Here is a 22,542-nt window from a genome sequence, read left to right as displayed (position 1 = left end):
CTTAAAGAACCACCATTATAGCTTAATACAACTTCACACTCCAGTATTTTTTGAAGTTTATTTTAAAATGCTTGTCCTATTCCAAAATAAAATAAACTGTCCTCTTTTGACTTTCCATAATCAAATGACAAAATTGTAGATTGATTCCAAGCAATTCGTAATCCTGCACCGTATGAAAATTTAATATTTTTAAAATTTAAATCTTGCCATCTATCTCTCACTGTTCCTGCATCAAAAAACGGCGCTAATCCAAAAGCAAACCTTTGTTTTCCAAGTTTAGTTTCTAAGAATCGATACCTTAATTCTATGTTAGTAAACCATAACGAGCGTGATAAAAACCGGTTTGCTCTATAACCTCTCAACGATTGTTTTCCTCCCAAAGAGTTGATACTTCCATCGGGACTCCATTGATCTTGAAATTCAAAAAATGGAGCGTTTGATCCAAATATATTTCCAACTCCCAACCTACTCGCTACAACTGTCCTTTTACCGAAAGGCAATTTCCAAAATCCTTTCCCTTGTAGAAATAATTTATTAAATTCAAACTGCGAACCAATATATTTACTTGAATATTCATTTGCAATTTCAAAATAGTATCCTTTTGTTGGATCTGGTTCAAAATCTCTTGTGTCATAAATAAGCGCAGTTTGAAGAATCGAAATCCAACCGCCGTTTAAACCCGATATATTCGTTTGTTCAAAATCTCTTTTTAAAAGCGAGAACCCATTAGGCGCGGTTGTCTTTTCTTTCGTAATTGGATCTATAGCCTCAGCTTCGACACCTTCAAAAGTTTTGTACCTTAAGTTTTGTATTTCATAGCCGCCCATAATTCTCCATTTTCCATTGCCTAACGCATAATCGGCTTTTAGATTAAGCATAAATTCTGTTTCTCTAAATCTATTAGATAAGGCATCTGTTACAAAAGGGGCTTCGCCAACATCGCCTGAACGCAGCGTTTTTCTTGCCTGATCATATTCTGAATAGGTGTTATAAGTTGGTCCTCCACTAGGAGTTGAAGGAAGTCTTAATGGTTCTAAAGTAGTTTCAGTTAGACCAAAATATAAATTGGTTGGATTTTGCTGTGCCTTAAAATCAATTTTAAATCTCCATCTAGTGCCTTTGTAATAAGGAACATCTAATGACATCACTAATTCTCTTGCATTGGATGTGTAATAAGCTGCGTTCACCTTCAATTTTGCTAAGTAAGGCGTGTAAGGAAACAAGGGATTTGTTCGCGCTCCATTCCAGAAAATATTAGATCTCACACCAAAACCAAATCCGGTAACCGGATCTGATGAAAAATCAGGAATTCCTGTGAAAAACCTACCTTCTTTTTTTTTAATGAGGTCATCTTCAGACATTCTTTTTGATTTTACAAAGGATAAAGAATCTTTTTCCTGCGCTTCTAAAAAAGGAAAACTTAGAAGAGTCAACATAAAGGAATACAGTAAGGTTTTTTTCACTTTCGTAACTATTTGTACAATTAAGCCACTATTTTTTTTTTAATGGCTTGTTATAAATTATATTTTTATTTTAAGATTATTCTCCTTTCAAGATTTTTACAAATCTACCAGAAGCATCAAAAATCAAATCACTATTTTTTCCATCAATACTAATCTCCGCTTCAAACGTAATTATATTTTTGTCATCTGTAATTTTAGCAGTTTCTTTGATTTTTTTATTAGGATAGGTCATTGCTATATAGGTTGAGGCTTTTGCAGGTAATTCGTTTTCTTTAATTTCGATTTCTGTGGCTACCTTGTGCCCTTTTTTATCATAGTTTGCTGAAGCATCTTTGCCATTCATTGTAAATTCTGCTTCAAAACCATCTGTCTCAATATCCCAATTTACTTTCGTATTTGGATATTCTTTTTGAAAAGCTTCCTTAACAAATTTCGGCACTTCTTTCTTTTCTTTAGTCTGTGCGCAACCTACTGTACTTATTGCCGCAGCGGCAAATAAAATTAAATTTTTCATAATTGCTGTTTTTAAATTAGTATGCAAATATCTATCATGAATCTATTTCAAATCTATTTTGTAAACTGCTTTATAAAAAATATATCCACATCAATGCTAGTTATAGTTTGACTTACTATATCAATTTCAAAAAGAAATTAATAGTACCACTTTCGAATTTTATTGGGCGTGGTGTATTGCTAATCCCGTTTATTTCAACACATTTAACTGGTCAATAATTTGAATAAAAATATCTTGCCAATAATTTGGATTATAAGATAGTGAGGAATTTCCAAATCGAATAATTTGAATATTTTTCTCTGGATAGATGTACAGATACTGACCATAAAGTCCAACGGCATAAAAACTATTATATTTTACAGGTCCTATTCCCCAATTGTTGTTGTAAAAATGTCTGTTATTGTTACTCGGATCTGAATGTGTTGAATATTCCACCCAATCCCTTGAAACAATCTGATTGCCCTCCCAACTGCCTTTGTTGAGATATAACCTTCCAAATTTAGCAAAATCAATGGTCCTTGCTTGTAGGCAACAAAAAGCTTTTTCCATACCATTTTGATTATCCTTGTCCAAGCTCCAATATGCGGGTGCTTCCATGCCTAATGGCTTCCAAATTTTAGTTTCTAAGTAATTTGAAACGGGCTTATTCGTTATTCTTTCAATAATTAAAGCTAACAACTGGGTATTTGCACTGCTATAATGAAATTCAGTATTAGGTGCTGTTTTGATCGTTAATTCTTTCATATCTCTTCTTAAATCATGACCCCAATAAAATTCAGCATTATCGGAGACAATATTAAATTCTTGATCTGTAAATTTTATTCCTGAAGTGTGTTGCAGTAAATTTTTTACTGTAATCTTATCAAATCCTGGCTTATTTTTAAATTCCGTTAAATAATTAATAATAGGGTCCTCTTTACTTTTAATTTTTCCTTCTGAAATAGCTATACCTACCAATGTTGAGACCATTGGTTTGACCATAGAAAACGAAGATACTAACGAAGTGTCCGAGTATTTACCATTATATTTCTCATATAAAATCGTATCATTTCTGATGATCAAAAACGAAATTGTATTATGAATTTTTGCAAAGCTATCTAGAGCTATATTACTTGCATTCAATGACTTGTTAGTCAAGCCTATCAACTTTCCTAAATTGTAGTCTTTAGCAGGCTTTATGAAATTAAAAACGGAGTCTTGGTTTTCAATTTTTCTTTTCGGAAAATGAGAAAAGTCATTCTGGTCTGGTAATGCCCCAAATCGAAGGGTGTGATAAACATCACAAGATGAAATTCCTAGAATAACGATTGCCAATAGTAAAATACTTATTTTGCTCCCCATAACTTTTGTTAGATGTTATTATATTAGTAATCAATATTTACAATCAATCTATTATGTAACCATATTTTTAAACTGACTTAAAGAAAATAAATGCGCATTATTTTTATAATGATATGAAATGTTAATTGAATTCGCTTCGGCAATTTCCTTCACGATAGCCAATCCTAAACCAATAGAATTTACATTAGACGATTTTTTTTCAAAACGCTCAAAAATAGTATTTTCATTTAATGGTTCGAGTGCACCAGTATTGCTTATAATTAAGGTTTTATTTTTTATCGAAACAATAATTTGTCCGTTCTTGTAATTATGTCTTATGGCATTTTGGACTAAATTATTAATTAAAATAAAACACAATTCTGAATTAATTCTAAAATCCAATTCCTTAGTTGCTTCGTAAACAAACTGAAGCTTTTTATCTAAAATGAAATCTTCGTTTAAGGTTTTTACTTTCTCAAGCAAAGGAAGTAGTGCAACGGTATCTGTTTTTTCGTATTGTTGATTTTCTATTTTAGAAAGTAATAACAATGATTTATTTATCCTACTCAGCCGACTTGTTGCCTCTTCAATAGAAACTAACAGCTTCATTGTTTCTTCATTCAACGTATTTTCTTGAAGTAATAAATCGATTTTACCTTTAATTATAGCTAATGGCGTTTGAAATTCATGGGAAGCATTTTCAGCAAATTTCTTTTGGTTTTTATAATCATTAATCATTTTTGAGGTCATGTGATTGATAGAAGAATTTAATTCGCTGAACTCCGTGATTTCATTAGATTCTAATTTTTTATAATGCAGTGTATTGACGTTAAAATCCTTTATATAGTCTAAGGTGCTTTTAAATGGTTTCCAAATTAACTTGGAAATTTTGATATTGATGTACGCTGTGACTAAAAAAAGTAATACCAATAATAATGTAAAAACAACAAAGACTACTTCCATCAATTCATCATATTCTATGGTACTCTTCCACACTTTAATCTGATAATTTTTCCCGTTTACGACAGCATTTAGTGCTATCATTTTATTCGAAATGTACTCCTTTTCAATATCAGAATACAGCAACGTGTCTTTGATAGTTTGCGGAATAATCCTGCCCTTTTCAATCTCTTTTATATAAACCTCATTATTGGCTTCAAATACATTTAGAACAGGACCATTTCCTTTTTTAATGTAACTTTCGATCACTTTAACTCTTGTTAAAAGAATAGATTCATTGCTTTCCCCAATTTCTTCCAATAAAAAAAAATAGATAAAAATGGCTGAAAATAAAATTACCGGAATAGTGTAGAAGATATAATATCGGCTCGTTTTTGTTAGTAACTTCATAGTTCGGTTTTAAAAGTATATCCTATGCCATATATGGACTGAATGTAGTCATTACAGTTTGCTGCCAGTAGTTTCTTTCTAAGATTTTTCACGTGGTTGTAGATAAAGTCAAAATTATCAAATTGATCCGCGCTGTCTCCCCATAGATGTTCCACCAAAGCGTTTTTTTGAATAACCCTGTTTTTATTAGCGATAAAATACACTAATAAATCAAACTCTTTTGAAGTTAAAGGAATTGGAAGTGTGTGTATCAAAACTTTTCTTTCGTCCGGATATAGCGCAATTTCATTGATAATAATTACTTCAACTCCATCAAAATTATTGCGTCTAATTAAAGCTTTTATACGAGCATTTAGTTCGGGTAAATAAAAGGGTTTTGGCAAATAATCATCCGCTCCTAAATTCAATCCATCTATTTTATCATCGAATGAGTTTTTGGCTGAAATAATAATAATCCCTGTTTTTGGTCTACTATTTTTAATGATTTTTATTAAATCCAAACCATTTCCGTTAGGCAAAGTAATATCTAATAAGATACAATCATATTCATATAATTGTATTTTTTCATAAGCGCTATTAAAATCGTTTGCTACTTCAACTATATTCTTTTCAAGTCCTAAGTAGTGGGCAATACTTTTTTGCATTTCTATTTCATCTTCAACCAGTAAGATCTTCATAATGTAAGTTTAAGTGTAGAATTATAAAGTAAAATTAGCTGTTAAATCTATTCCAAATCTATTGTTTTTCAAAAATACAGATTTCCTACAGATTTGAAATTGAAATTTGTATATTCTCTCAAAAATATTTCCAAATAATTTATAAAATCACACGATATTACCAACCTATTTATAAGATTTTAGCGCTACAAAATAGCAGTGTAATTTTATTAAAGACAAAAAAAGTAGCTACTTTTAAATAAAATCAGGAACTTAAATCTTAAAATAAAAAATTATAATGAACACAAAAATTATTGATAACTATTCCAAGCTCACGCTATGTTTGTTTTATGTCCCCTTATTGCTAATAATTGTCATTGTTTCATTTCTGCAAAGCCAAGATTGTTTAAGTAATTTGAAATACATACAAATTCAAAAGAATAGTTTCTTTTTTATTAATCATAATTTAGGACAATATCCTAGTGTAGAATACAATCTTACTCAAATTGGTGATGCTTCGATATTTTTATCTTTTTTAATTATTTTGATTGTATATGCTCCTAAATTATGGGAGTCTTTATTATCCGCTTCGCTAGTTTCTCTATTATTTTCTTACATACTTAAAAAAACATTTTTAGTACCAAGACCTGCCGAAGTGTTTGCAAACAATAGTTTTATTATCATCGGTAAAAAAGCTGTAGGCTTTGCCAGTTTGCCATCAGGACACTCTATTACAGTGTTTACTACACTTACCATCTTGCTTTTCGCCTTTAATCCAAAAAGGTTGAAATATAAAATTTTATGGGCTTCATTCATAATCCTTTCTGGTTTAGTTATTGTATTTTCAAGAGTTGGTGTAGGAGCGCATTATCCTCTTGACGTTATTTTCGGAAGTATTATTGGATATATTTCGGGTCTAATAGGCATTTTTATTAGCCGTAGATATAAAATTTGGACATGGATTAACGATAAAAAATATTATCCAATTTTTATTATAACCGTTTTAATATGCTGTATTTCTTTGATAATGAAAATAATTAATGAAAATTTAATAGTGTTTGATTTAGCACTAATTAGCTTATTTGTTGCACTTTACACAATAATTTATGTATACATTAAAAAATAATTTAAAAATAACTCATTTTGCGTTATTAATGAGTGTTCTTAATATTCTATTCTTTCATTATCCTTTTTTTAAATTTGTTTTTAATAACCTTGAATATAAAAGTACAAACGGCATTTCTATTATTATTAGTTTAATTATTCTGATGCTAGTTCTCAATGCTTTTGTTTTTTTTCTGATTTTTTTTCTATCGCGCTTAGTTGGAAAGTTTTTATTGGTCGTGTTCTTTATTATTAACTCCATTGCAGTTTACTTTATTAATACATACAGTATAATTATCGACGAAAGTATGATTGGCAATATTCTCAATACCAAATATGAAGAATCAAGCAGTTTTTTTTCGATAAAATTACTCGTGTACGTGATTTTATTTGGAGTTATTCCTAGCATTTATATTATAAAAGTTAAAATAATAAATGTAACGTTAAAGAAATTTTCGATCATCACTTCTCTTACTCTTTTATTAATTCTAGCTTTAGTTTTTGTTAATGCTAGTAACTGGTTGTGGATTGATAAAAATTCAAAAAAATTAGGTGGACTTGCAATGCCATGGTCCTACTCAGTAAATATTTCTCTTTTTTATGCCCATGAATACAAAAGAAATCAAAAAGAAATCTTACTGCCAAATGCTATTATAAAAGACAACCAAAAATCAATTGTAGTCTTAGTTATAGGAGAATCTGCAAGAAGTCAAAATTTTTCTTTATATGGCTACAAAAAAAACACGAATCCACTACTTTCTAAAACGCCTAATTTATTTCATTTTAATGCTATCTCTGATGCTACCTACACTACAGCAGGTGTAAAAAGTATTTTAGAACACACAAATAGTGATGAGTTATATGAAATATTGCCCAATTATTTATATAGAAATAATGTAGAAGTTATCTGGAGAACTACAAATTGGGGAGAACCGCCTATTCATATTAAAAATTTTCAAAATAGAGATTTTTTAAGACCAAATTGCACAGGTCAAGGATGTGATTATGATGAAATTCTGCTGACTGGCTTAAAAGAAGAAATTTTAGCCAGTAAAAAAAATAAAATATTGATAGTATTGCACACAAGTATTAGTCATGGACCTTCCTATAGCAAAAAATATCCACCCACATTTGAAACTTTTAAACCCATATGTAATAGTGTTGAATTAGGAAATTGTTCGCATGAAGAACTAATCAATGCTTATGACAATACTATTGTTTATACAGATTATATTTTATCTAATGTTATTGCCGATTTAAAACAATTAACAGCTTACAAAAGTACCATGATTTTTGTGTCAGACCATGGGGAATCTTTAGGAGAAAAAAATCTATATATGCACGGGTTACCTATGAGTATTGCACCGAAAGAACAATATGAAATTCCTTTTATAGTTTGGTTATCTGATAATAGTTCAAAACACTTAAAGCCTAATAAAACATTGTCTCAAAACCATGTGTTTCACAGTGTTTTAAATTTTTTAAACATAGAAAGTTCTATTTACAATGAGGAAATGAATATTTTTAAATAAACTAATTAAAAGGAATTAAAATATATCCACAAAAATTTTAATCGTATTAAATTTAAAACATGAATTACAAATTCCTTTTATCAACGTTCCTAATCTGTCAATCGATTTTTGCACAAGAAGTTAAAAATGATTCTATCAGCACAAAAAAAATCAGCTATAAAGAACTAATTATACCTTCTGTACTTATTGGTTATGGGATAATTGGTATTGAGAGTGAAGCCATTAAAAATTTAAATACAGAAATTAAAGAAGAGGTTAATGAAAATATTGACCATAAAATTACCATCGATGATTTTACACAATACCTGCCAGCAGTTTCGGTTTATGGCTTAAACGCTATGGGAATAAAGGGTAAGAGTAATTTTAAAGACAGAAGTATAATTTTGGCTGCGTCCTATCTATTAGTTGCTGCTACAACATTACCACTAAAAAACATAACACACGTGCAACGGCCAGATGGTTCGTCATTTAATTCCTTTCCTTCAGGTCATACCGCAACGGCATTTGCTAGTGCCGAATTTCTCTGGCAAGAATATAAGGATGTTTCTGTTTGGTATGGAATTTCAGGTTATATTATTGCAACAGGCACCGGTTTCTTTAGAATGTATAACGATCGACATTGGTTAACCGATGTAGCAGCTGGCGCTGGAATTGGTGTTTTATGTACAAAAACAGCCTATTGGTTGTATCCAAAAATGCAAAAGCTACTTTTCAAAAAGGAAACAAAAGCAACAGTTATCATTACCCCTTTTTATAATGGAAGGCAAACAGGAATTGGATTACTTAGAAAATTTTAATCTTTTTACTAAATCACAAAAAATGATTTATAAAAAGTTATTACTATCCGAAAGTTTTTAACACAACTTTCGGATAGTAATGACAAACTTTCTATAAAAGTCCATTTTATAAATGTAATCTTAGTTTTTTTGTCCTGCTCGCCAAAATAATCCAAATTAAAATTTTTCAACTTTTTACCTATAAATTAAATCCTTACTCCCCCATCTTGTACCTGGGCAGATTAATCTCATGCGCCCGAGGATATGGATCCCGACTGGTATTACTCACATCTTCCTTGATGCGTTGTTGGGTTAGGAATTGATGATCCTTAGCATCAGAATATCTTGGATCAGGGACAAAAGGAAGCTTTGCCATTTTGAGAATCGTTAGCGTTGGAAAATGATAATCAACTTTAACAGCTCCTAATAGAAGATAACAGCCTCCACCTTGAAAAGGATACTGTAATAAATTATCAGGAAAATGAACGGTGTCAAAATAAATTCCTTCAAAATCTACCCAGATGCCAAAATACATCGTACCTCTAACCGTGGGAATTTGTTTTCTCGAAATAAGATAACCCAACATGCGAACTTGCTTTTTGTGATGATGGATTAAATTCTTTGCCATTACATCACCTCTGTAGTGACTTTGCAATAAATCAAAAGTGGTAAAAGAGGTTGGAAACCCTAATAACTCAATTTCATCAAAAGCATCTTCAAAACGAGAACGCTCTAATTTGGGTAATTGGTATTCCTTAACATACTCCTGAAGTAGTAACATTTGATGGTCCATTTGAGCCAAATTAAACAATAAACTCGCCAATATTAATAGTTGGTTTTTGGTTTTACCGGTCTCCCTCGGGAATACAAGAAATTCGGCTTTGATTTCCTAACCAAGGCAATTCGATGGTATAACAAACTAGTGTGCCGTTCCATTCTAGGCTCCCTTGCGTTCCTTCAGAAAAATAAATTCTGTTTAATAACAAAACCATTTTACAATCCGCTCATGCTAACCAATGCTAACGGGTTATAGGATCCGTTTTTTAATGGATACATCTGACCATTCACCTGTTGGTAAAACTCAACACCTAAAGCCAAAAACAAGGGTCTTGTGCTATTGGGAGTAACTGGATTTGTTTGTGTAATAGCGACTGTTGGTGTTAAATCCCACGGAAGAATCGTGGTCTCGGAATTTGCGGAAACAAAAGTCTCCCCCTCAAAATCGATTTCAGAGCCAGCCGAAATAATTTTAAAATGAGTTGTTCCTCCTGGAGCTGCAATCATATTAGCGGGAATAAAAGGAGCTATATCAATAGTAATGTCTCCAGTTAATCGGTCAATACCAACAACATAAGGAGCAAATAAACTTGTGCCCAATTTTCCTCAAATATTAAATTCAAAACCTGCAAGTAATTCGGCTTCGCCGTCAATCACATTTCTCAACCCTCTCACACTGACGGTATCTGCTTGGATCACTTTTATCATTGCTTGAGTCAACCGACTGACCATTCTGCCATCAGCAGAATTCAGAGAAGTCGTTCTCAAAATCTTGCCCGCTTTTCCTGCTCTTCCAAATTCAGAACCATTCTCGCGCGTTCTTTGAAACGCAGGATCACTTTTGATTCTGCTGGCATCGAAACTCCTTTTTCGCGCGCTAAATGCCCATCTTGGGTTTTGTAAAAAGTAATATCTCCGATCGTACCTTTCAACTTAATTATGACTTTCTGTCTTGCCATAATTCCTAAAATTTAAGTTTATAATTTGTTTTAAATATTCTTTAAATCCACTTTCCGTTGCAACAATTCTGATGGTTTCAGATGCAAATTTTAATCAATTAAATTAGATTAAAAAGGCCGTGGCGACCAGATGGCAGGATCAGACACAGATGGCATAAATCGACATGAATGACACTTATAAGTCCATTAGAATTTATAAGTTTCTATATGCAATTACGTATAGATTGTAATTTAAAGAGAAAATTATATGCTTTAACATATAATTTGCTATATTTGTCCTAATTCGATGTAAATGCATATAATTATGATGACACTAGCAGACTTTGTAAAAGAAAAAAGAAATGAAGTAAACCTCACCCAGGAAGCATTTGCAGAACGTGCTGGAGTAGCACTTACCGTTATTCGAAAAATAGAACAAGGAAAAGAAAATCTAAATCTCGAGAGGGTAAACCAAGTTTTAAGAATGTTCGGTCACACCCTCGGACCGGTTAACGCAAGAGAATTATCCCAGTATGCCGAACAGGTAGGCAAAAATGAAAAGAAAGAATAATGAGACAAGCAGCAATATATTATAAAGACCTATTAGCGGGAATACTAAGCGAGACAGATGACGGAGACTATATCTTTCAGTATGAAGAACAATATGTAAAGGAGCATTCTAAAGAGTTCCTCACTTTTACAATGCCGGTAACCGCAAAAATATATAACGCCAAACGATTGTTCCCCTTTTTTGAAGGGCTTATTCCTGAAGGCTGGCTACTAGATATCGCATCCAAAAACTGGAAAATAAATACAAATGATCGTATGGGACTGCTCTTGGCATGCTGCCAAAACTGCATCGGAGCCGTTAGTGTCCAACCAATACCAAATGAAAATGAAAATGAAAATGAATAAGAACTGTTTATACTGTTATCAGATATTAGAGGATACAATTGGAGGTGATTTTCATGAGCAGTGCAGCTTAGATTTTTTTAATACAAAACAGCAACCTGCATTTGAACATACCCAACAACAAATGACCGCCTTAGCGCTAAATGTCGTGGAGCGAAGCGTGGCAGTACCTGGGGTACAACCCAAATTATCACTATCAATAGTAAGTGACACGATTCAGGACGGGAATAAAGGACGTCTTACCGTGGTAGGCGCTTTGGGCGGTAATTATATTTTCAAACCGCCATCCGAACAATTTCCTGAAATGCCCGCAAATGAACACCTAACGATGCGCATTGCAGAAGCTTTTGGTATTAACACTGTAAAATCAAGCTTGATTCGCCTACAATCTGGAGAACTTTCCTATATAACAAAGCGCATTGATAGGACCAGTACAGGTGAAAAAATCCACATGCTCGACATGTTCCAAATCACGGAAGCTTTTGACAAATACAAAAGCTCGATGGAAAAAATAGGTAAAGCCCTCGATGAATACTCGGACAATACCTTACTAGACAAACTATACTTTTTGGAATTAGGAGTTTTCAGCTACCTGACCGGAAATAACGACATGCACCTGAAGAACTTCTCGATGATTAATACAGGGGATAGCTGGACATTGGCTCCAGCCTATGATCTGTTGAACGTGGCCATAGTAAACCCGGAAGACACCGAAGAACTAGCCTTAACTCTCGATGGAAAAAAGAAAAAACTAAAATGGGAGCATTTCCAAACACTAGGCACAAACCTCGGACTCAACGACAAACAGCTAAAAGGAATAGTAAAACGATTCCAAAAAAACAAACCAATTGCCATGCAGTGGATCGAAAATTCATTCCTATCGGAAGCATTCAAAGAAAAATACAAACTACTATTAGAGGAAAGATACAGCAGTTTATTTCAGCCTAAGTAAACAAGCACTTTTTTGTTTAATTTTACTTAAAAGTATGGATAATACAATTTTAAAGTAAGCCAAAGCCCAATTAAAGCTATAGATAGAGTATGAAAACAGAATATAAGAGATTGTGTATTTATCCTAAAGACATACAACGCATTACAGGAAAGCGTTATCGCCAAAGCATTAGACTTTTGCAAAACATTAGAAAGGAACGCAATAAGCTCCAAAATGAGCTTGTATCGATAGAAGAGTTTTGCCAATATACTAACCTAAAAATGGAACAGGTTGAACCATTAATTATTGGATAAAAACTGTAATCAACCTAACCATATATTGAACTTTTACATGTTTAAAATATAATGCATTAGTAGTTCAAATTTTGATAATCAAAGGTCTTTATTATTGATTTTTTTCGTATTTTTACGCTCAGCAACACAGCTAATAAACTACGAAATATTTAAAGGGGTACATTTAGGGGTACTTGAATAAATAACATATACAACTGACAGTATATCAACCACATAGCAAAGAGCCACAAATCCCTCTTTCTCCGCGAAAAGCACCCCAAAAGGGTGCTTTTTTCATTTCAATATCTTCCTGTTTTTACAAAATCCTATATTTATCTGCACCTAACCGTTGAACTTGATTAAATTATAATTGAAGCATAATTTCATTTCACACTTTAAATCTAATTCGGCAGGTACCCTGTTTGAGGATCATTCCTAAAAGTTTCGGGAATCCAGTGGATCAAGTCAAAAACCTATGGATTAGCTTACATCATATTACTCGCAATACTACACTTACATTCTAGAAATAACTTGCTGATACTACCTTGTCCTTTTTGATTCCAAAACTATATTCTAATCCTAAAAATTTAGATTTTTCTAAAGACAAGATGTACAATCAAAATTAAAACAGACAAAATAATTCCAAGTGCCGATACCCCAAGCCATTTATAATTTTCCCAAGCCAAAGCTCCAGCAACAGTTCCAAAAGCACCACCAATAAAAAAACCAACCATATAAATAGTATTCACCCTGTTCCTAGCCTCTGGACTCTTAGAAAAGATAATTTTCTGATTTGTAATATGTAAAGCTTGTAACCCTAAATCAACGAGTAGAATACCAATCATCAAACCTACAAGAGAATTTCCAGAAAATAATAAAACAATCCAGGAAACTATTAGCAGCAAAATGGCTACCAAAATGACCAAATTATTACTTACCGTACTGCTAATTTTCCCAACAAAAGTAGCTGCCAAAGCCCCAACAATACCAAGTATTCCAAACGCACCCGTGATCGTACTTCCATATCCAAAAGAATCTTGCATCAAAAATACCAAAGTGGTCCAAAAAGCACTTAGTCCGGCAAAGGCTAATCCTCCTCTTAAGGTAGCCAAACGCAATGAAGCATCGGTTTTAAAATAATGGTAAAGCGATTTCATCAAACTTGCATAACTACCCTTAAATACTGGTTCAATAGTGGGCAACTTAAACTTTAAGATTACAAATAAGATAATCATCATTACTGCAGCTGCATAAAACATCACACGCCATCCAAATTGTTCTCCTACAAAACCACTAATCACACGACTCCCCAAAATCCCAATCAAAAGTCCGCTCATCACAATGCCTATAGCTCTTCCCCTATTTTCATCATCCGAAAGTTGTGCAGCCATAGGAACAAACAATTGCGGTAATGCTGAGGTAAAACCAACAATAAAGCTACTTAAAATTAATACAAGTAGCGAATTAGCCAATCCGGCTATTATCAAAGCGATGACCATAATTAAAAAATCCAATCGTAGTATTTTTTTATTAGAAACCATATCTCCTAAGGGAATAATAAATAATAAACCTAAAGCATATCCTAATTGGGTAAATAAAGCAACATTACTCACCTCCGCCTCTGATACATTAAAACTAACCGAGATTTGATGAAGTAAGGGCTGATTGTAATACAAATTAGCAACTACTAGCCCTGCTGATATACTTAATAAATACAATACTTGATTGCTAAGAGTAACTTGTTTCATTTTGTTTTTTAAAAATGGAATTAAAAAAGACTATAAAAACCTTAATTATTATACTTTAAATCCTTCAAATAGATTGTTAAAAAGGATTTACCTAAATAATATTTTGTTTTTTTCAAAATTAAAAATAATAACAGTAGTAAACCTTGACCTATGACAACGTTTTACGACTAAAAAATTTTAATTTTTAAGCTGTTAAAGCTGAATGAAGTACTGCAGTGACAAAAGACATTAATCCGAATACGTTTGCTACTTAAAAAGGAAACCACTATTTTAGTAATCCTATTCCTTTTTTGAAATCTAAATAACCTCTACATAATTAACAACTAAAAACCAAACAAGCTCCTTTTTAATTTTTGATATTTTTTTCACAAGTCCACTGCAGTAGGGCGCTTGCAGCGATACTAATGCAAACCTACTTCTTAGCGAACTTGAGAAACATATAAAATTCTCTTCTAACTTCTCCTTTTACTGGTAAAATGATGGTATTTATAAAAAAAAGAGTTCCACTTTTCAGTTTAAGCAACAGTAAATTATACTATTTAATTAGAGAATTTAATATTTGTCATTGACAAAATTCTTTGTTATTCTGGTTAATAATGTATGCTTCAATTTTTATTAGATTATTAAAATCCTAACTATATAGGGCTTGAGCACTTTTTTGCTCTTTCTGAATTAATATTAATTGCCGATAAAATTCTTTTTGCTACTATTGATTTTGCAAACTTGCTCCAAAATATATTTACCTTCAAATACAAATTTAGCAACATAAACGCTCTACTTAATTTTCGATTATTCGTTTGCCTTTCTTTCACAAATATCAATATGGTATTTAAGCAAATGAAACCCATTTAAGAGTGTATCTGCCTGAATGAGGATAAATAATTTGGGATTTAAAGTCCATTTTTTGCTATTGCATACTAAAATTCGGTACGTTTTGAACATGAATTTTTAATCCAGATTTACAAAATTTAAAATTTAATGGGTTGCAAACTTGGTTCAAGACGCCAACAAATGAGGTAATTTACAGCAAGAAAAAAAATTAGAAGATAAATGAATAAGAAATAAAGCGCATAATTTTAGCTCTATTTAAAACAAATAAAATAATAGTACGTAAGAGATACATAGCTACTTACCTGGTAATTTAAAAAAAAAGATTTGGTTTATTATTGTATTTCGAATTGCAAAATTGAAAGAAGTTCTGCAGCATTATAACATTAAAAATGGTAAAAAGTCCAAAAATTAAGAAAGAAAGCTACCTCAGGAAATATTTCCTGCGGTAACTCCTTTAAATATCTAATTACATTTGGAATGGTATTTCAAATTATTGTTTGTAAACCACTCCATCTTTCATTACAAATACTACGTTAGTAACCGTATTGATATCCTCGGTGGGATCAGCATTTGTGGCAACTATATCGGCGAAATAGCCAGGTTCTATTGCTCCTATTTGTTGATCCATCTCCAATATCTTGGCGCTTACTATTGTGGCTGCTTGGATAGCTTTGATAATGGGCATACCTGCTTGATTCATATAGATAAATTCTTTGGCATTATCGCCATGAGGAAAAACTGCTGCATCAGTACCAAATCCAATAGGCACTCCTTTTTTGTATGCTTTCGAGAAAGTAGCTTTAATTTTTGGCCCTATAGCCAATGCTTTTGGTACCACTATAGCAGGATAATAATTAGGGATAAGAGCCTTCTCTGCCACATAACTTCCTGCTGAAAGTGTTGGAATATAATAAGCATTGTATTTGATCATTAAATCCATAGTGGCTTCGCTCATCTCTGTTCCGTGTTCGATGGTTTTTACACCACCTCTAATGGCGCGCTGCATACCTTCATCTCCATGAGCATGAGCGGCAACTTGCATTCCATAATCTTTGGCTGTCCCTACGATAGCCTCTATTTCTTCTTGAGTAAATTGTGGATTACTCCCGCTTTTGGCAACAGACAATACACCTCCTGTTGCGGTTATTTTGATCCAGTCGGCTCCGTTTTTATAACGTTGTCGCACAGCTTGTCTTGCATCTTCAAGGCTGTTAACCACTCCTTCTTTTGGACCTGGACTTCCCATTAAGTCTTTACGATAGCCATTTGTTGGATCTGCATGTCCTCCTGTGGAAGCTAGTGCTTTCTCGGCAGTTAGTACTCTTGGGCCTACCACCTTTCCTTGATTAATAGCATTCCTTAGCGAAACATTAATCCCTGAGCCACCAAGGTCACGCACCGTAGTAAAGCCCGCCATAAGGGTTGATTTTGCAAAACCTAAGGAGTTAAAGGCGACATCTGCATCATTTTGCGTAAATTCTTCCACGTAGCGAGTTGGAGAGGTTTCTTCTTCAAGGTGTACGTGCATATCTATCCAACCAGGCATAGCCGTTTTGGTTTGCAAGTTGATGACTTTGTCTGCAGGATTTGTAGGATATACAAAACCGTCTTGAATGGCTTTAATACTTTTATTAGAAACTATTATGGTTTTATTAGTTAGGACTTTTCCGGTTTTGGTATCTATAATTTTACCACATTGAATATACGTATCTTGCGCCAACAAAATTGTGCTACTAAAGAGCAGCAAAAGCATTAATTTATTTTTCATACTGGTTTGATTTATTTTTAAAGATATGAAAAATAGTATATTAACCAACACTTCTACTTTTCTTTCTCATTATCCCAAGCTAATTCTTATCTAAAAAAAAATTATAAAGTCTATAATCTTGATAACGGAAAAAAAATTAGTGTCGAGCAAAATTTATAATTTAATTGTTAAAAAAATCAAGGGGAATCATAAAAAACGGACGAATTTATTTGCAATTTTAGACCCTAGCACTTTATAACTTTTGTGCATTGCAAAAATGACTAACTTCGCGGCAATACTCCAATTACCATTGTATCAATGTAAACTACCAACTAAAAATAGTAAAAATTAAAAGCTTAAATGTTATGAAAAAAGTACTATTTATGATGATTTTATTATCTTCAATAAACTCCAAGATCATTTTTGATTTTGATAAAAATTCAAATATTAAAGATTGGATTATTATTGATGACGTTGTGATGGGTGGAGAATCTTTCAGCACATTTAAATTAAATGAAGATGGTTTTGGTGTTTTCGCAGGCAGCGTATCATTGGATAATAATGGAGGCTTTTCATCTGTTCGCTATAGGTTTCAAAAAACAGAATTAAAGCAATTTACTACTATAGTCGTTAAACTTCGGGGGGATGGCAAAGAATATCAATTAAGAATAAAATCCAATTATAGTGATTATTACTCCTATATAATGCCCTTTTCAACTTCAGGTGAATGGCAAGAAATAAAAATACCCTTAAAAGACATGTATCCTTCCTGGCGCGGAAGAAGGCTCAACCAGCCTAATTTTTCGGAAGATTTTATAAACGAAATCACTTTTTTAATAGGAAACAAGAAAAATGAAAATTTCAAACTACAGATCGATAAGATAGAGCTAAAATAAAACGTCGAAGCTGAAATTTTAAAGACTTTGCAAAACAAGAAAGGACGTTTTTATAACTGGTCATTATTCAAAATATATTTTAAAATACGAGTTAATACGAGGAGAAAGACCTTCGTAAACTATTTTAATTATTTAGAATTTTAAATTTTAGATGTATCCGGATTGCTTTTATACATTTTGAAAACAAACGAAAAGCGCAATTAGTACTGTCAAAACAATCCCTTACATGGATAGATATGGGAATTTAATTAGGTGCTGTAGCAGTATTCTAAACCCATAAAGGTAGGACTTCCCACTTTGTAGGATTATTTTAAGTTTTTTTATTTCTATCGTGACTCATTTTAAAATATTGATGAAATTATATACAAAAACTATTTTTTGTTTATTAAAGGCTCACAATAAAGGCTTAAACCAGTATATATTAAAAAAATAAAAGGGAGCTTTCGCTCCCTCCTTACTTTATTATTTTTCAATACAATCCACTTCGGAAAATTTATATTTTACTCGCTCAAAATCGATAGGCTCTCCTTTTACAAAGTGAGAAGCTCCCAACGTGATTTGGATTTGTCCATTTCCTAAAATGAGCTCATTCCCTCTTTTTAAAAATGCCATAGGATTTTTAAATGTTTTTTCTTTATCAGTACCTTGGATAAAAGTGTAGCTAGCAAATAAGGTGTCACCTTTAAATTCCCCTACAATTTCACCTACCTTTTTCGGCATATTAGCAATTGCCATGACCATATCACCTGTTATTCCTCCATCTTTGAACGTGTTAATTTTCAAATCAAGCGTGTCTTTTTCATAAACCGCTTTATAGCACTGTTCGCTTACTAACTCTTTGGCTTCCTTAGCTTCAATGATTTTTTCACTTTGATTATTTTTACAGCTTCCGAGTCCAATACAAGTCAATAGCAAACAAAAAAGGCCTAGATTTTTCATAATAATTTTTTATTAGTTAATAATTTTAGTACTAGCTAATGCTAATTTACAGATAAATAACGTGTATTGCTATAGATTTGATATAAAAATTTAGGGTAATTCCTTAAAAAAAGGATTCCGCACGATTGAAGAAGAACTATTATAACCCATACTATTTTTCTTTTGTCTTGTTTAAAACGTACACTGTCAGTAAATAAGTTTTTAGACGTCTAATAAATTAGATACCTTTATAAAAAAAACATGCGCTTCTATATTTATTTTATCCCTTTCCTTTTTTCAGTTGCTTTGTCTGCACAAAACAGCATTCCACAAGTATTGAAAAAACTCAATCAAGAGACGGTTCCTTATATAAAAGTGAAAGACCTTAAAGATAAAAAAAATCTAGTCTTTTTGGACGCCAGAGAACCCAAAGAATTCAATGTTAGTCATATCAGAAATGCCATTCCTGTGGGCTTTGATCATTTTAAGTCCAACACTATTACGGCCACTGTTAAAGATAAAAGTGCAACTATTATTGTTTATTGTGCCATAGGTGTTCGCAGTGAAAAAATTGGTGAAAAACTTCTCAAAATGGGCTATAAAAATGTCTACAATTTGTACGGTGGCATATTTGAATATAAAAATTATGGCGGAAAGGTGGTAAATAATCACAATAAAGTGACTGATAGCGTACACGCTTATAACAAATCATGGAGTATTTATTTAACAAAAGGAATTAAGGTTTATGAAAACTGATGCACTTATAATTTTTACTCGTAACCCTGAATTAGGCAAAGTAAAAACCAGACTTGCCAAAACTATAGGAGACGAAAAAGCATTGATTGTTTACAACGATTTGCTCTTGCATACCAAGAATGAAACACATGCTATTAATTGTGATAAATTTGTGTTTTATGATTCTGTTATTGTAAAAGAGGATATTTGGTCGCAGGATTTTTATCAAAAAAAACGGCAATCCACTGGTGATTTAGGACAACGAATGCAAGATGCCTTTGCATCTCTTTTTGAAATGGGCTATCAAAACTGTATTATTATCGGTAGTGATTTATTTGACTTAAAAGCAAAGCTTATTGAAACTGCCTTTAAAGAACTTAAAGATCATGATGTTGTAATAGGGCCCGCTGAAGATGGCGGTTATTATTTATTAGGATTAAAGAAAAACAACACTCTTATTTTCCAAAATAAAGACTGGGGAACTAGCACGGTTTTTGAAGCAACTGTAAGGGATTTAGCAACGTTAAAAGTTTGTCTTTTGGATACTTTAAATGATATTGATACCTTTGATGATCTAAAACGAAGTAGTTATGATTGGGCCAAGTTAAACCCTGTCTTGGTAAGTAAGTAGGATGAAAAAAAGTGAATTAAACGGTGTCACAAATAGCACCAACAATACAATTGCATACCACAAATGGAAAAATACATTGACATATTCCTAAATTCCTACAGCGGTTATTTAAATTATCTGAAAAACGAAATTTTATACTGGAAGTGGGATAACTATTTTTATGGACTAATTGCCATTTCTTTGGTCGTATGGTTCCTTGAAATCGTTTTTCCTTGGAGAAAACAACAAGCCATTTTCCGAAAAGATTTCTGGCTAGATCTCTTTTATCTTTTTTTTAATTTTTTCTTACTCAATTTAATTCTACTCATTGCTCTATCTAATGTAATGGAGCAGTTTATAAATGACATACTGCATGTATTTGGACTAGAACTTATGTCTATTCAGCTTTTTTCTATATCTGAGTTACCTAAACCCTTAGCATTATTGGTGTTTTTCATCATTAGCGATTTTATTCAATGGAATGTTCACCGTTTACTCCATAGTGTTCCTTTCCTATGGAAAATACATAAAACTCATCACAGTGTGAAGGAAATGGGTTTTGCAGCGCATTTTAGGTACAATTGGATGGAACCTTTGGTCTACAAATCAATACTTTACATTCCGATTATTCTTATTGGTGGCGTAAATCTTCAAGATGTCTTTATCGTCCACTTCATTTCGATTGCCATAGGCCATTTGAACCACGCTAATGTAGGCTGGGGCTACGGATTTTTAAAATATATCTTAAATAATCCCAAAATGCATATTTGGCATCACAGTAAAAAAATGCCGAATAAATATGGCGCCAACTTTGGAATTTCACTGAGTATGTGGGACTATATATTCAAAACCAACTACATCCCCTCAGACGGAAGAGACATCGAACTTGGATTTGACGATGAAAATGAGTTTCCAAAAGATTTTATCACGCAAGAAATCTATCCTTTGAAAAAATAATTACTATTTTGTGTCAGGAACGAGGTTGATGACGGTCTATATTGTATAATTTAAAATTAGTACTGATGAAAAAATATTTTTTAACCCTACTCCTATTACCACTGCTTTCCTGTGGAAAAAATAAAAATAATCCTGAAATACCAACTTCCGCATACCAAACTGTAGTTGCAGCAGCCGCTCCGACAATGAATCATGCTAAATGGAATGTATTATTGCAAAAAAATGTTGCTAAAAGTGGAACCGTAAATTACAAAGGATTTCAAAAAGACAGTAAAGAGCTAAAGTTGTACCTCAACGAATTATCTGCCAATGTTCCGGCAAAATCCTGGTCTAAAAACGCTATTCTTGCCTATTGGATTAATGCGTACAATGCGTATACGGTGCAATTAATTTTAGATAACTATCCAACCAAAAGCATCAAGGATATTAGTGATCCTTGGGGTAAAAAATTCTTTTCCTTGGGAAACAAAAAATACAGTTTAGAAGAAATCGAACATGAAATCCTGCGCAAAATGGACGAACCTAGAATTCATTTTGCCATTAATTGCGCTTCATTTTCTTGTCCCAATTTGCGAAATGAGGCCTATACCGAGGCAAAATTAGAGCAACAATTAACAGCTGCAGCAAAAAGTTTTATTAATGACAAAACTAAAAATAGTATCACAACAAATAAAATTGAAATCTCAAAAATATTTGATTGGTTCTCTGGTGATTTTAAGAAAAAAGGTTCTGTTATTGATTATTTAAATCAATACAGCACAGTCAAAATAAGTAGTAAAGCCAAAGTAAATTACAAAGACTATAATTGGAGTTTGAATGAATAAAATTTCGATCATCATCCCTATTTTTAATGAAGTCAATAGCATTAGCAAATTACTGCTACATCTTGAAAGTAAAATATTCCAAAAAGAGGCAATCGAAATAATCGTTGTTGATGGTGGCAGTACCGATGGCTCGCAAAATAAATTACATGCAAATTTCAATGTACGTTTAATTGAAGTTGGGAAAGGAAGAGCGAAACAAATGAATGCAGGAGCTAAAGTAGCAACTGGTAACATTCTCTATTTTTTGCATTGTGATAGTTTTCCTCCGCAACATTTTGACCAGATCATCACTACTACGATACAAAAAGGGAATCTGGCAGGCTGTTTCAGACTTAAATTTGATTACAATCATCCCCTTTTAATGGTTTCACAGTGGTTCACTCGCTTCAATCATATTTCATGTCGCGGTGGAGACCAATCCTTATTTATAACTAAAAATTTATTTGAGGAAATAAAAGGTTTTGATGAAAAATATATTATTTATGAAGACAACGAAATCATTTCGAGGCTTTACGCCAAAAAACAATTTGTGGTACTTCCGGATTATATTATTACTTCAGCCAGAAGATACCGCGAAAATGGGGTTTGGCGTTTGCAATTCCATTTTGGGATCATTCATTTTAAACGCAGATTAGGTCATCCTGCTGAAAGTATGCTTCGGTATTATAAAAAACACATCCTATAAACTCTTCATGTGAAAACAAATTGAA

General features: G+C 32.4%; 22 protein-coding genes and 2 pseudogenes. 13 read left to right on the top strand and 11 right to left on the bottom strand.

The window, feature by feature from the left end; translation table 11 throughout:
- Positions 1-62 precede the first annotated feature (62 nt).
- The 5 genes from IWX83_RS10210 to IWX83_RS10190 form a co-directional block, all read right to left on the bottom strand.
- The gene (locus IWX83_RS10210; protein ID WP_370568411.1) at positions 63-1,463 is read right to left on the bottom strand and encodes a BamA/TamA family outer membrane protein; all 1,401 of its coding nucleotides are present in this window, start codon (positions 1,461-1,463) and stop codon (positions 63-65) included.
- Positions 1,464-1,539: 76 nt separating this feature from the next.
- On the bottom strand, positions 1,540-1,977 hold the full coding sequence (locus tag IWX83_RS10205; RefSeq protein WP_073020581.1) for a PepSY-like domain-containing protein: 438 nt from the start codon (positions 1,975-1,977) through the stop codon (positions 1,540-1,542).
- A gap of 189 nt (positions 1,978-2,166) precedes the next feature.
- Positions 2,167-3,318: a serine hydrolase gene (locus tag IWX83_RS10200; protein ID WP_073020583.1), complete on the bottom strand. Its 1,152-nt coding sequence runs from the start codon at positions 3,316-3,318 to the stop codon at positions 2,167-2,169.
- Between the two features lie 51 nt (positions 3,319-3,369).
- Positions 3,370-4,647: a HAMP domain-containing sensor histidine kinase gene (locus tag IWX83_RS10195; RefSeq protein ID WP_196829472.1), complete on the bottom strand. Its 1,278-nt coding sequence runs from the start codon at positions 4,645-4,647 to the stop codon at positions 3,370-3,372.
- Positions 4,644-5,324, bottom strand: coding sequence for a response regulator transcription factor (locus IWX83_RS10190; protein WP_196829470.1), 681 nt, complete (start codon positions 5,322-5,324; stop codon positions 4,644-4,646). Before IWX83_RS10190 ends, IWX83_RS10195 begins: the two co-directional genes overlap by 4 nt.
- A gap of 277 nt (positions 5,325-5,601) precedes the next feature.
- Between IWX83_RS10190 and IWX83_RS10185 the strand changes: the two genes are divergently transcribed.
- Genes IWX83_RS10185 through IWX83_RS10175 form a run of 3 tightly spaced genes read left to right on the top strand, consistent with a single transcriptional unit; the run spans position 5,602 to position 8,736 of the window.
- Positions 5,602-6,429, top strand: coding sequence for a phosphatase PAP2 family protein (locus IWX83_RS10185; protein WP_084118334.1), 828 nt, complete (start codon positions 5,602-5,604; stop codon positions 6,427-6,429).
- A complete protein-coding gene (gene eptA / locus IWX83_RS10180; protein WP_196829468.1) occupies positions 6,410-7,939 on the top strand; it encodes a phosphoethanolamine--lipid A transferase EptA in 1,530 nt (509 codons plus the stop codon). The genes IWX83_RS10185 and eptA overlap by 20 nt, the downstream gene beginning before the upstream one ends.
- Positions 7,940-7,998: 59 nt before the next feature.
- The gene (locus tag IWX83_RS10175; protein WP_196829466.1) at positions 7,999-8,736 is read left to right on the top strand and encodes a phosphatase PAP2 family protein; all 738 of its coding nucleotides are present in this window, start codon (positions 7,999-8,001) and stop codon (positions 8,734-8,736) included.
- Positions 8,737-8,929: 193 nt separating this feature from the next.
- On the opposite strand, the pseudogene IWX83_RS10170 reads toward IWX83_RS10175, so the two are convergent.
- The 3 genes and pseudogenes from IWX83_RS10170 to IWX83_RS10165 all read right to left on the bottom strand — a co-directional run.
- Positions 8,930-9,574: pseudogene (locus IWX83_RS10170) on the bottom strand (DNA polymerase III subunit alpha); the annotation flags it as partial.
- Positions 9,561-9,707, bottom strand: a complete 147-nt coding sequence (locus IWX83_RS17235) for a DUF5675 family protein (protein WP_370568410.1) — start codon at positions 9,705-9,707, stop codon at positions 9,561-9,563. The gene IWX83_RS17235 and the pseudogene IWX83_RS10170, both read right to left, overlap by 14 nt.
- Before the next feature lies 1 nt (position 9,708).
- Positions 9,709-10,451, bottom strand: a pseudogene (locus IWX83_RS10165) (hypothetical protein).
- Positions 10,452-10,755: 304 nt separating this feature from the next.
- On the opposite strand from IWX83_RS10165, the gene IWX83_RS10160 reads away from it, so the two are divergent.
- From IWX83_RS10160 to IWX83_RS10145, 4 genes are all read left to right on the top strand, one after another.
- The gene (locus tag IWX83_RS10160) at positions 10,756-11,001 is read left to right on the top strand and encodes a helix-turn-helix domain-containing protein (protein WP_196829462.1); all 246 of its coding nucleotides are present in this window, start codon (positions 10,756-10,758) and stop codon (positions 10,999-11,001) included.
- Positions 11,001-11,345: a HipA N-terminal domain-containing protein gene (locus tag IWX83_RS10155; protein ID WP_196829460.1), complete on the top strand. Its 345-nt coding sequence runs from the start codon at positions 11,001-11,003 to the stop codon at positions 11,343-11,345. The genes IWX83_RS10160 and IWX83_RS10155 overlap by 1 nt, the downstream gene beginning before the upstream one ends.
- A complete protein-coding gene (locus IWX83_RS10150; RefSeq protein ID WP_370568409.1) occupies positions 11,332-12,294 on the top strand; it encodes a HipA domain-containing protein in 963 nt (320 codons plus the stop codon). Before IWX83_RS10155 ends, IWX83_RS10150 begins: the two co-directional genes overlap by 14 nt.
- An 89-nt stretch (positions 12,295-12,383) precedes the next feature.
- Positions 12,384-12,587, top strand: a complete 204-nt coding sequence (locus IWX83_RS10145; RefSeq protein ID WP_196829456.1) for a hypothetical protein — start codon at positions 12,384-12,386, stop codon at positions 12,585-12,587.
- 566 nt (positions 12,588-13,153) lie between these two features.
- On the opposite strand, the gene IWX83_RS10140 is transcribed toward IWX83_RS10145, so the two are convergent.
- Together IWX83_RS10140 and IWX83_RS10135 are read right to left on the bottom strand one after the other, a co-directional pair.
- Positions 13,154-14,314, bottom strand: a complete 1,161-nt coding sequence (locus tag IWX83_RS10140; protein WP_196829454.1) for an MFS transporter — start codon at positions 14,312-14,314, stop codon at positions 13,154-13,156.
- Between the two features lie 1,321 nt (positions 14,315-15,635).
- Positions 15,636-16,913, bottom strand: a complete 1,278-nt coding sequence (locus tag IWX83_RS10135) for an amidohydrolase family protein (RefSeq protein WP_196829452.1) — start codon at positions 16,911-16,913, stop codon at positions 15,636-15,638.
- A gap of 344 nt (positions 16,914-17,257) precedes the next feature.
- Here IWX83_RS10135 and IWX83_RS10130 point away from each other — a divergent pair, with 344 nt between their 5' ends.
- Complete coding sequence (locus IWX83_RS10130) at positions 17,258-17,788, top strand: CIA30 family protein (RefSeq protein WP_073355250.1); 531 nt, start codon at positions 17,258-17,260, stop codon at positions 17,786-17,788.
- A gap of 462 nt (positions 17,789-18,250) precedes the next feature.
- On the opposite strand, the gene IWX83_RS10125 is transcribed toward IWX83_RS10130, so the two are convergent.
- Complete coding sequence (locus IWX83_RS10125) at positions 18,251-18,727, bottom strand: hypothetical protein (RefSeq protein WP_196829450.1); 477 nt, start codon at positions 18,725-18,727, stop codon at positions 18,251-18,253.
- 240 nt (positions 18,728-18,967) lie between these two features.
- Here IWX83_RS10125 and IWX83_RS10120 point away from each other — a divergent pair, with 240 nt between their 5' ends.
- The 5 genes from IWX83_RS10120 (at position 18,968) to IWX83_RS10100 (ending at position 22,517) form a co-directional block, all read left to right on the top strand.
- On the top strand, positions 18,968-19,462 hold the full coding sequence (locus IWX83_RS10120; RefSeq protein WP_196829448.1) for a rhodanese-like domain-containing protein: 495 nt from the start codon (positions 18,968-18,970) through the stop codon (positions 19,460-19,462).
- Positions 19,452-20,072, top strand: coding sequence for a TIGR04282 family arsenosugar biosynthesis glycosyltransferase (locus IWX83_RS10115; RefSeq protein WP_196829446.1), 621 nt, complete (start codon positions 19,452-19,454; stop codon positions 20,070-20,072). Before IWX83_RS10120 ends, IWX83_RS10115 begins: the two co-directional genes overlap by 11 nt.
- A gap of 63 nt (positions 20,073-20,135) precedes the next feature.
- Complete coding sequence (locus tag IWX83_RS10110) at positions 20,136-21,008, top strand: sterol desaturase family protein (RefSeq protein WP_196829444.1); 873 nt, start codon at positions 20,136-20,138, stop codon at positions 21,006-21,008.
- A 65-nt stretch (positions 21,009-21,073) separates the two neighbouring features.
- Positions 21,074-21,832 (top strand): DUF547 domain-containing protein, encoded by a 759-nt coding sequence (locus IWX83_RS10105; protein ID WP_196829442.1) that lies wholly within the window; start codon positions 21,074-21,076, stop codon positions 21,830-21,832.
- Entirely contained in the window at positions 21,825-22,517 is a 693-nt protein-coding gene (locus IWX83_RS10100) for a TIGR04283 family arsenosugar biosynthesis glycosyltransferase (protein ID WP_196829440.1), read from the top strand. The genes IWX83_RS10105 and IWX83_RS10100 overlap by 8 nt, the downstream gene beginning before the upstream one ends.
- Positions 22,518-22,542 lie beyond the last annotated feature (25 nt).

The organism is Flavobacterium sp. CG_9.1 (genome assembly GCF_015751645.1).
Classification (GTDB): Bacteria; Bacteroidota; Bacteroidia; order Flavobacteriales; family Flavobacteriaceae; genus Flavobacterium; species Flavobacterium xanthum.
Note: the sequence above shows the minus strand (reverse complement) of the source record. Positions and strands in the feature narration are given on the sequence as shown.

Excerpts from the sequence above, each read along its gene's own strand:
- IWX83_RS10205 (WP_073020581.1), bottom strand. The coding sequence starts at position 1,977 with ATGAAAAATTTAATTTTATTTGCCGCTGCGGCAATAAGTACAGTAGGT.
- IWX83_RS10200 (WP_073020583.1), bottom strand. The coding sequence starts at position 3,318 with ATGGGGAGCAAAATAAGTATTTTACTATTGGCAATCGTTATTCTAGGA.
- IWX83_RS10195 (WP_196829472.1), bottom strand. The coding sequence starts at position 4,647 with ATGAAGTTACTAACAAAAACGAGCCGATATTATATCTTCTACACTATT.
- IWX83_RS10190 (WP_196829470.1), bottom strand. The coding sequence starts at position 5,324 with ATGAAGATCTTACTGGTTGAAGATGAAATAGAAATGCAAAAAAGTATT.
- IWX83_RS10185 (WP_084118334.1), top strand. The coding sequence starts at position 5,602 with ATGAACACAAAAATTATTGATAACTATTCCAAGCTCACGCTATGTTTG.
- eptA (WP_196829468.1), top strand. The coding sequence starts at position 6,410 with ATGTATACATTAAAAAATAATTTAAAAATAACTCATTTTGCGTTATTA.
- IWX83_RS10175 (WP_196829466.1), top strand. The coding sequence starts at position 7,999 with ATGAATTACAAATTCCTTTTATCAACGTTCCTAATCTGTCAATCGATT.
- IWX83_RS17235 (WP_370568410.1), bottom strand. The coding sequence starts at position 9,707 with ATGGTTTTGTTATTAAACAGAATTTATTTTTCTGAAGGAACGCAAGGG.
- IWX83_RS10160 (WP_196829462.1), top strand. The coding sequence starts at position 10,756 with ATGATGACACTAGCAGACTTTGTAAAAGAAAAAAGAAATGAAGTAAAC.
- IWX83_RS10155 (WP_196829460.1), top strand. The coding sequence starts at position 11,001 with ATGAGACAAGCAGCAATATATTATAAAGACCTATTAGCGGGAATACTA.
- IWX83_RS10150 (WP_370568409.1), top strand. The coding sequence starts at position 11,332 with ATGAAAATGAATAAGAACTGTTTATACTGTTATCAGATATTAGAGGAT.
- IWX83_RS10145 (WP_196829456.1), top strand. The coding sequence starts at position 12,384 with ATGAAAACAGAATATAAGAGATTGTGTATTTATCCTAAAGACATACAA.
- IWX83_RS10140 (WP_196829454.1), bottom strand. The coding sequence starts at position 14,314 with ATGAAACAAGTTACTCTTAGCAATCAAGTATTGTATTTATTAAGTATA.
- IWX83_RS10135 (WP_196829452.1), bottom strand. The coding sequence starts at position 16,913 with ATGAAAAATAAATTAATGCTTTTGCTGCTCTTTAGTAGCACAATTTTG.
- IWX83_RS10130 (WP_073355250.1), top strand. The coding sequence starts at position 17,258 with ATGAAAAAAGTACTATTTATGATGATTTTATTATCTTCAATAAACTCC.
- IWX83_RS10125 (WP_196829450.1), bottom strand. The coding sequence starts at position 18,727 with ATGAAAAATCTAGGCCTTTTTTGTTTGCTATTGACTTGTATTGGACTC.
- IWX83_RS10120 (WP_196829448.1), top strand. The coding sequence starts at position 18,968 with ATGCGCTTCTATATTTATTTTATCCCTTTCCTTTTTTCAGTTGCTTTG.
- IWX83_RS10115 (WP_196829446.1), top strand. The coding sequence starts at position 19,452 with ATGAAAACTGATGCACTTATAATTTTTACTCGTAACCCTGAATTAGGC.
- IWX83_RS10110 (WP_196829444.1), top strand. The coding sequence starts at position 20,136 with ATGGAAAAATACATTGACATATTCCTAAATTCCTACAGCGGTTATTTA.
- IWX83_RS10105 (WP_196829442.1), top strand. The coding sequence starts at position 21,074 with ATGAAAAAATATTTTTTAACCCTACTCCTATTACCACTGCTTTCCTGT.
- IWX83_RS10100 (WP_196829440.1), top strand. The coding sequence starts at position 21,825 with ATGAATAAAATTTCGATCATCATCCCTATTTTTAATGAAGTCAATAGC.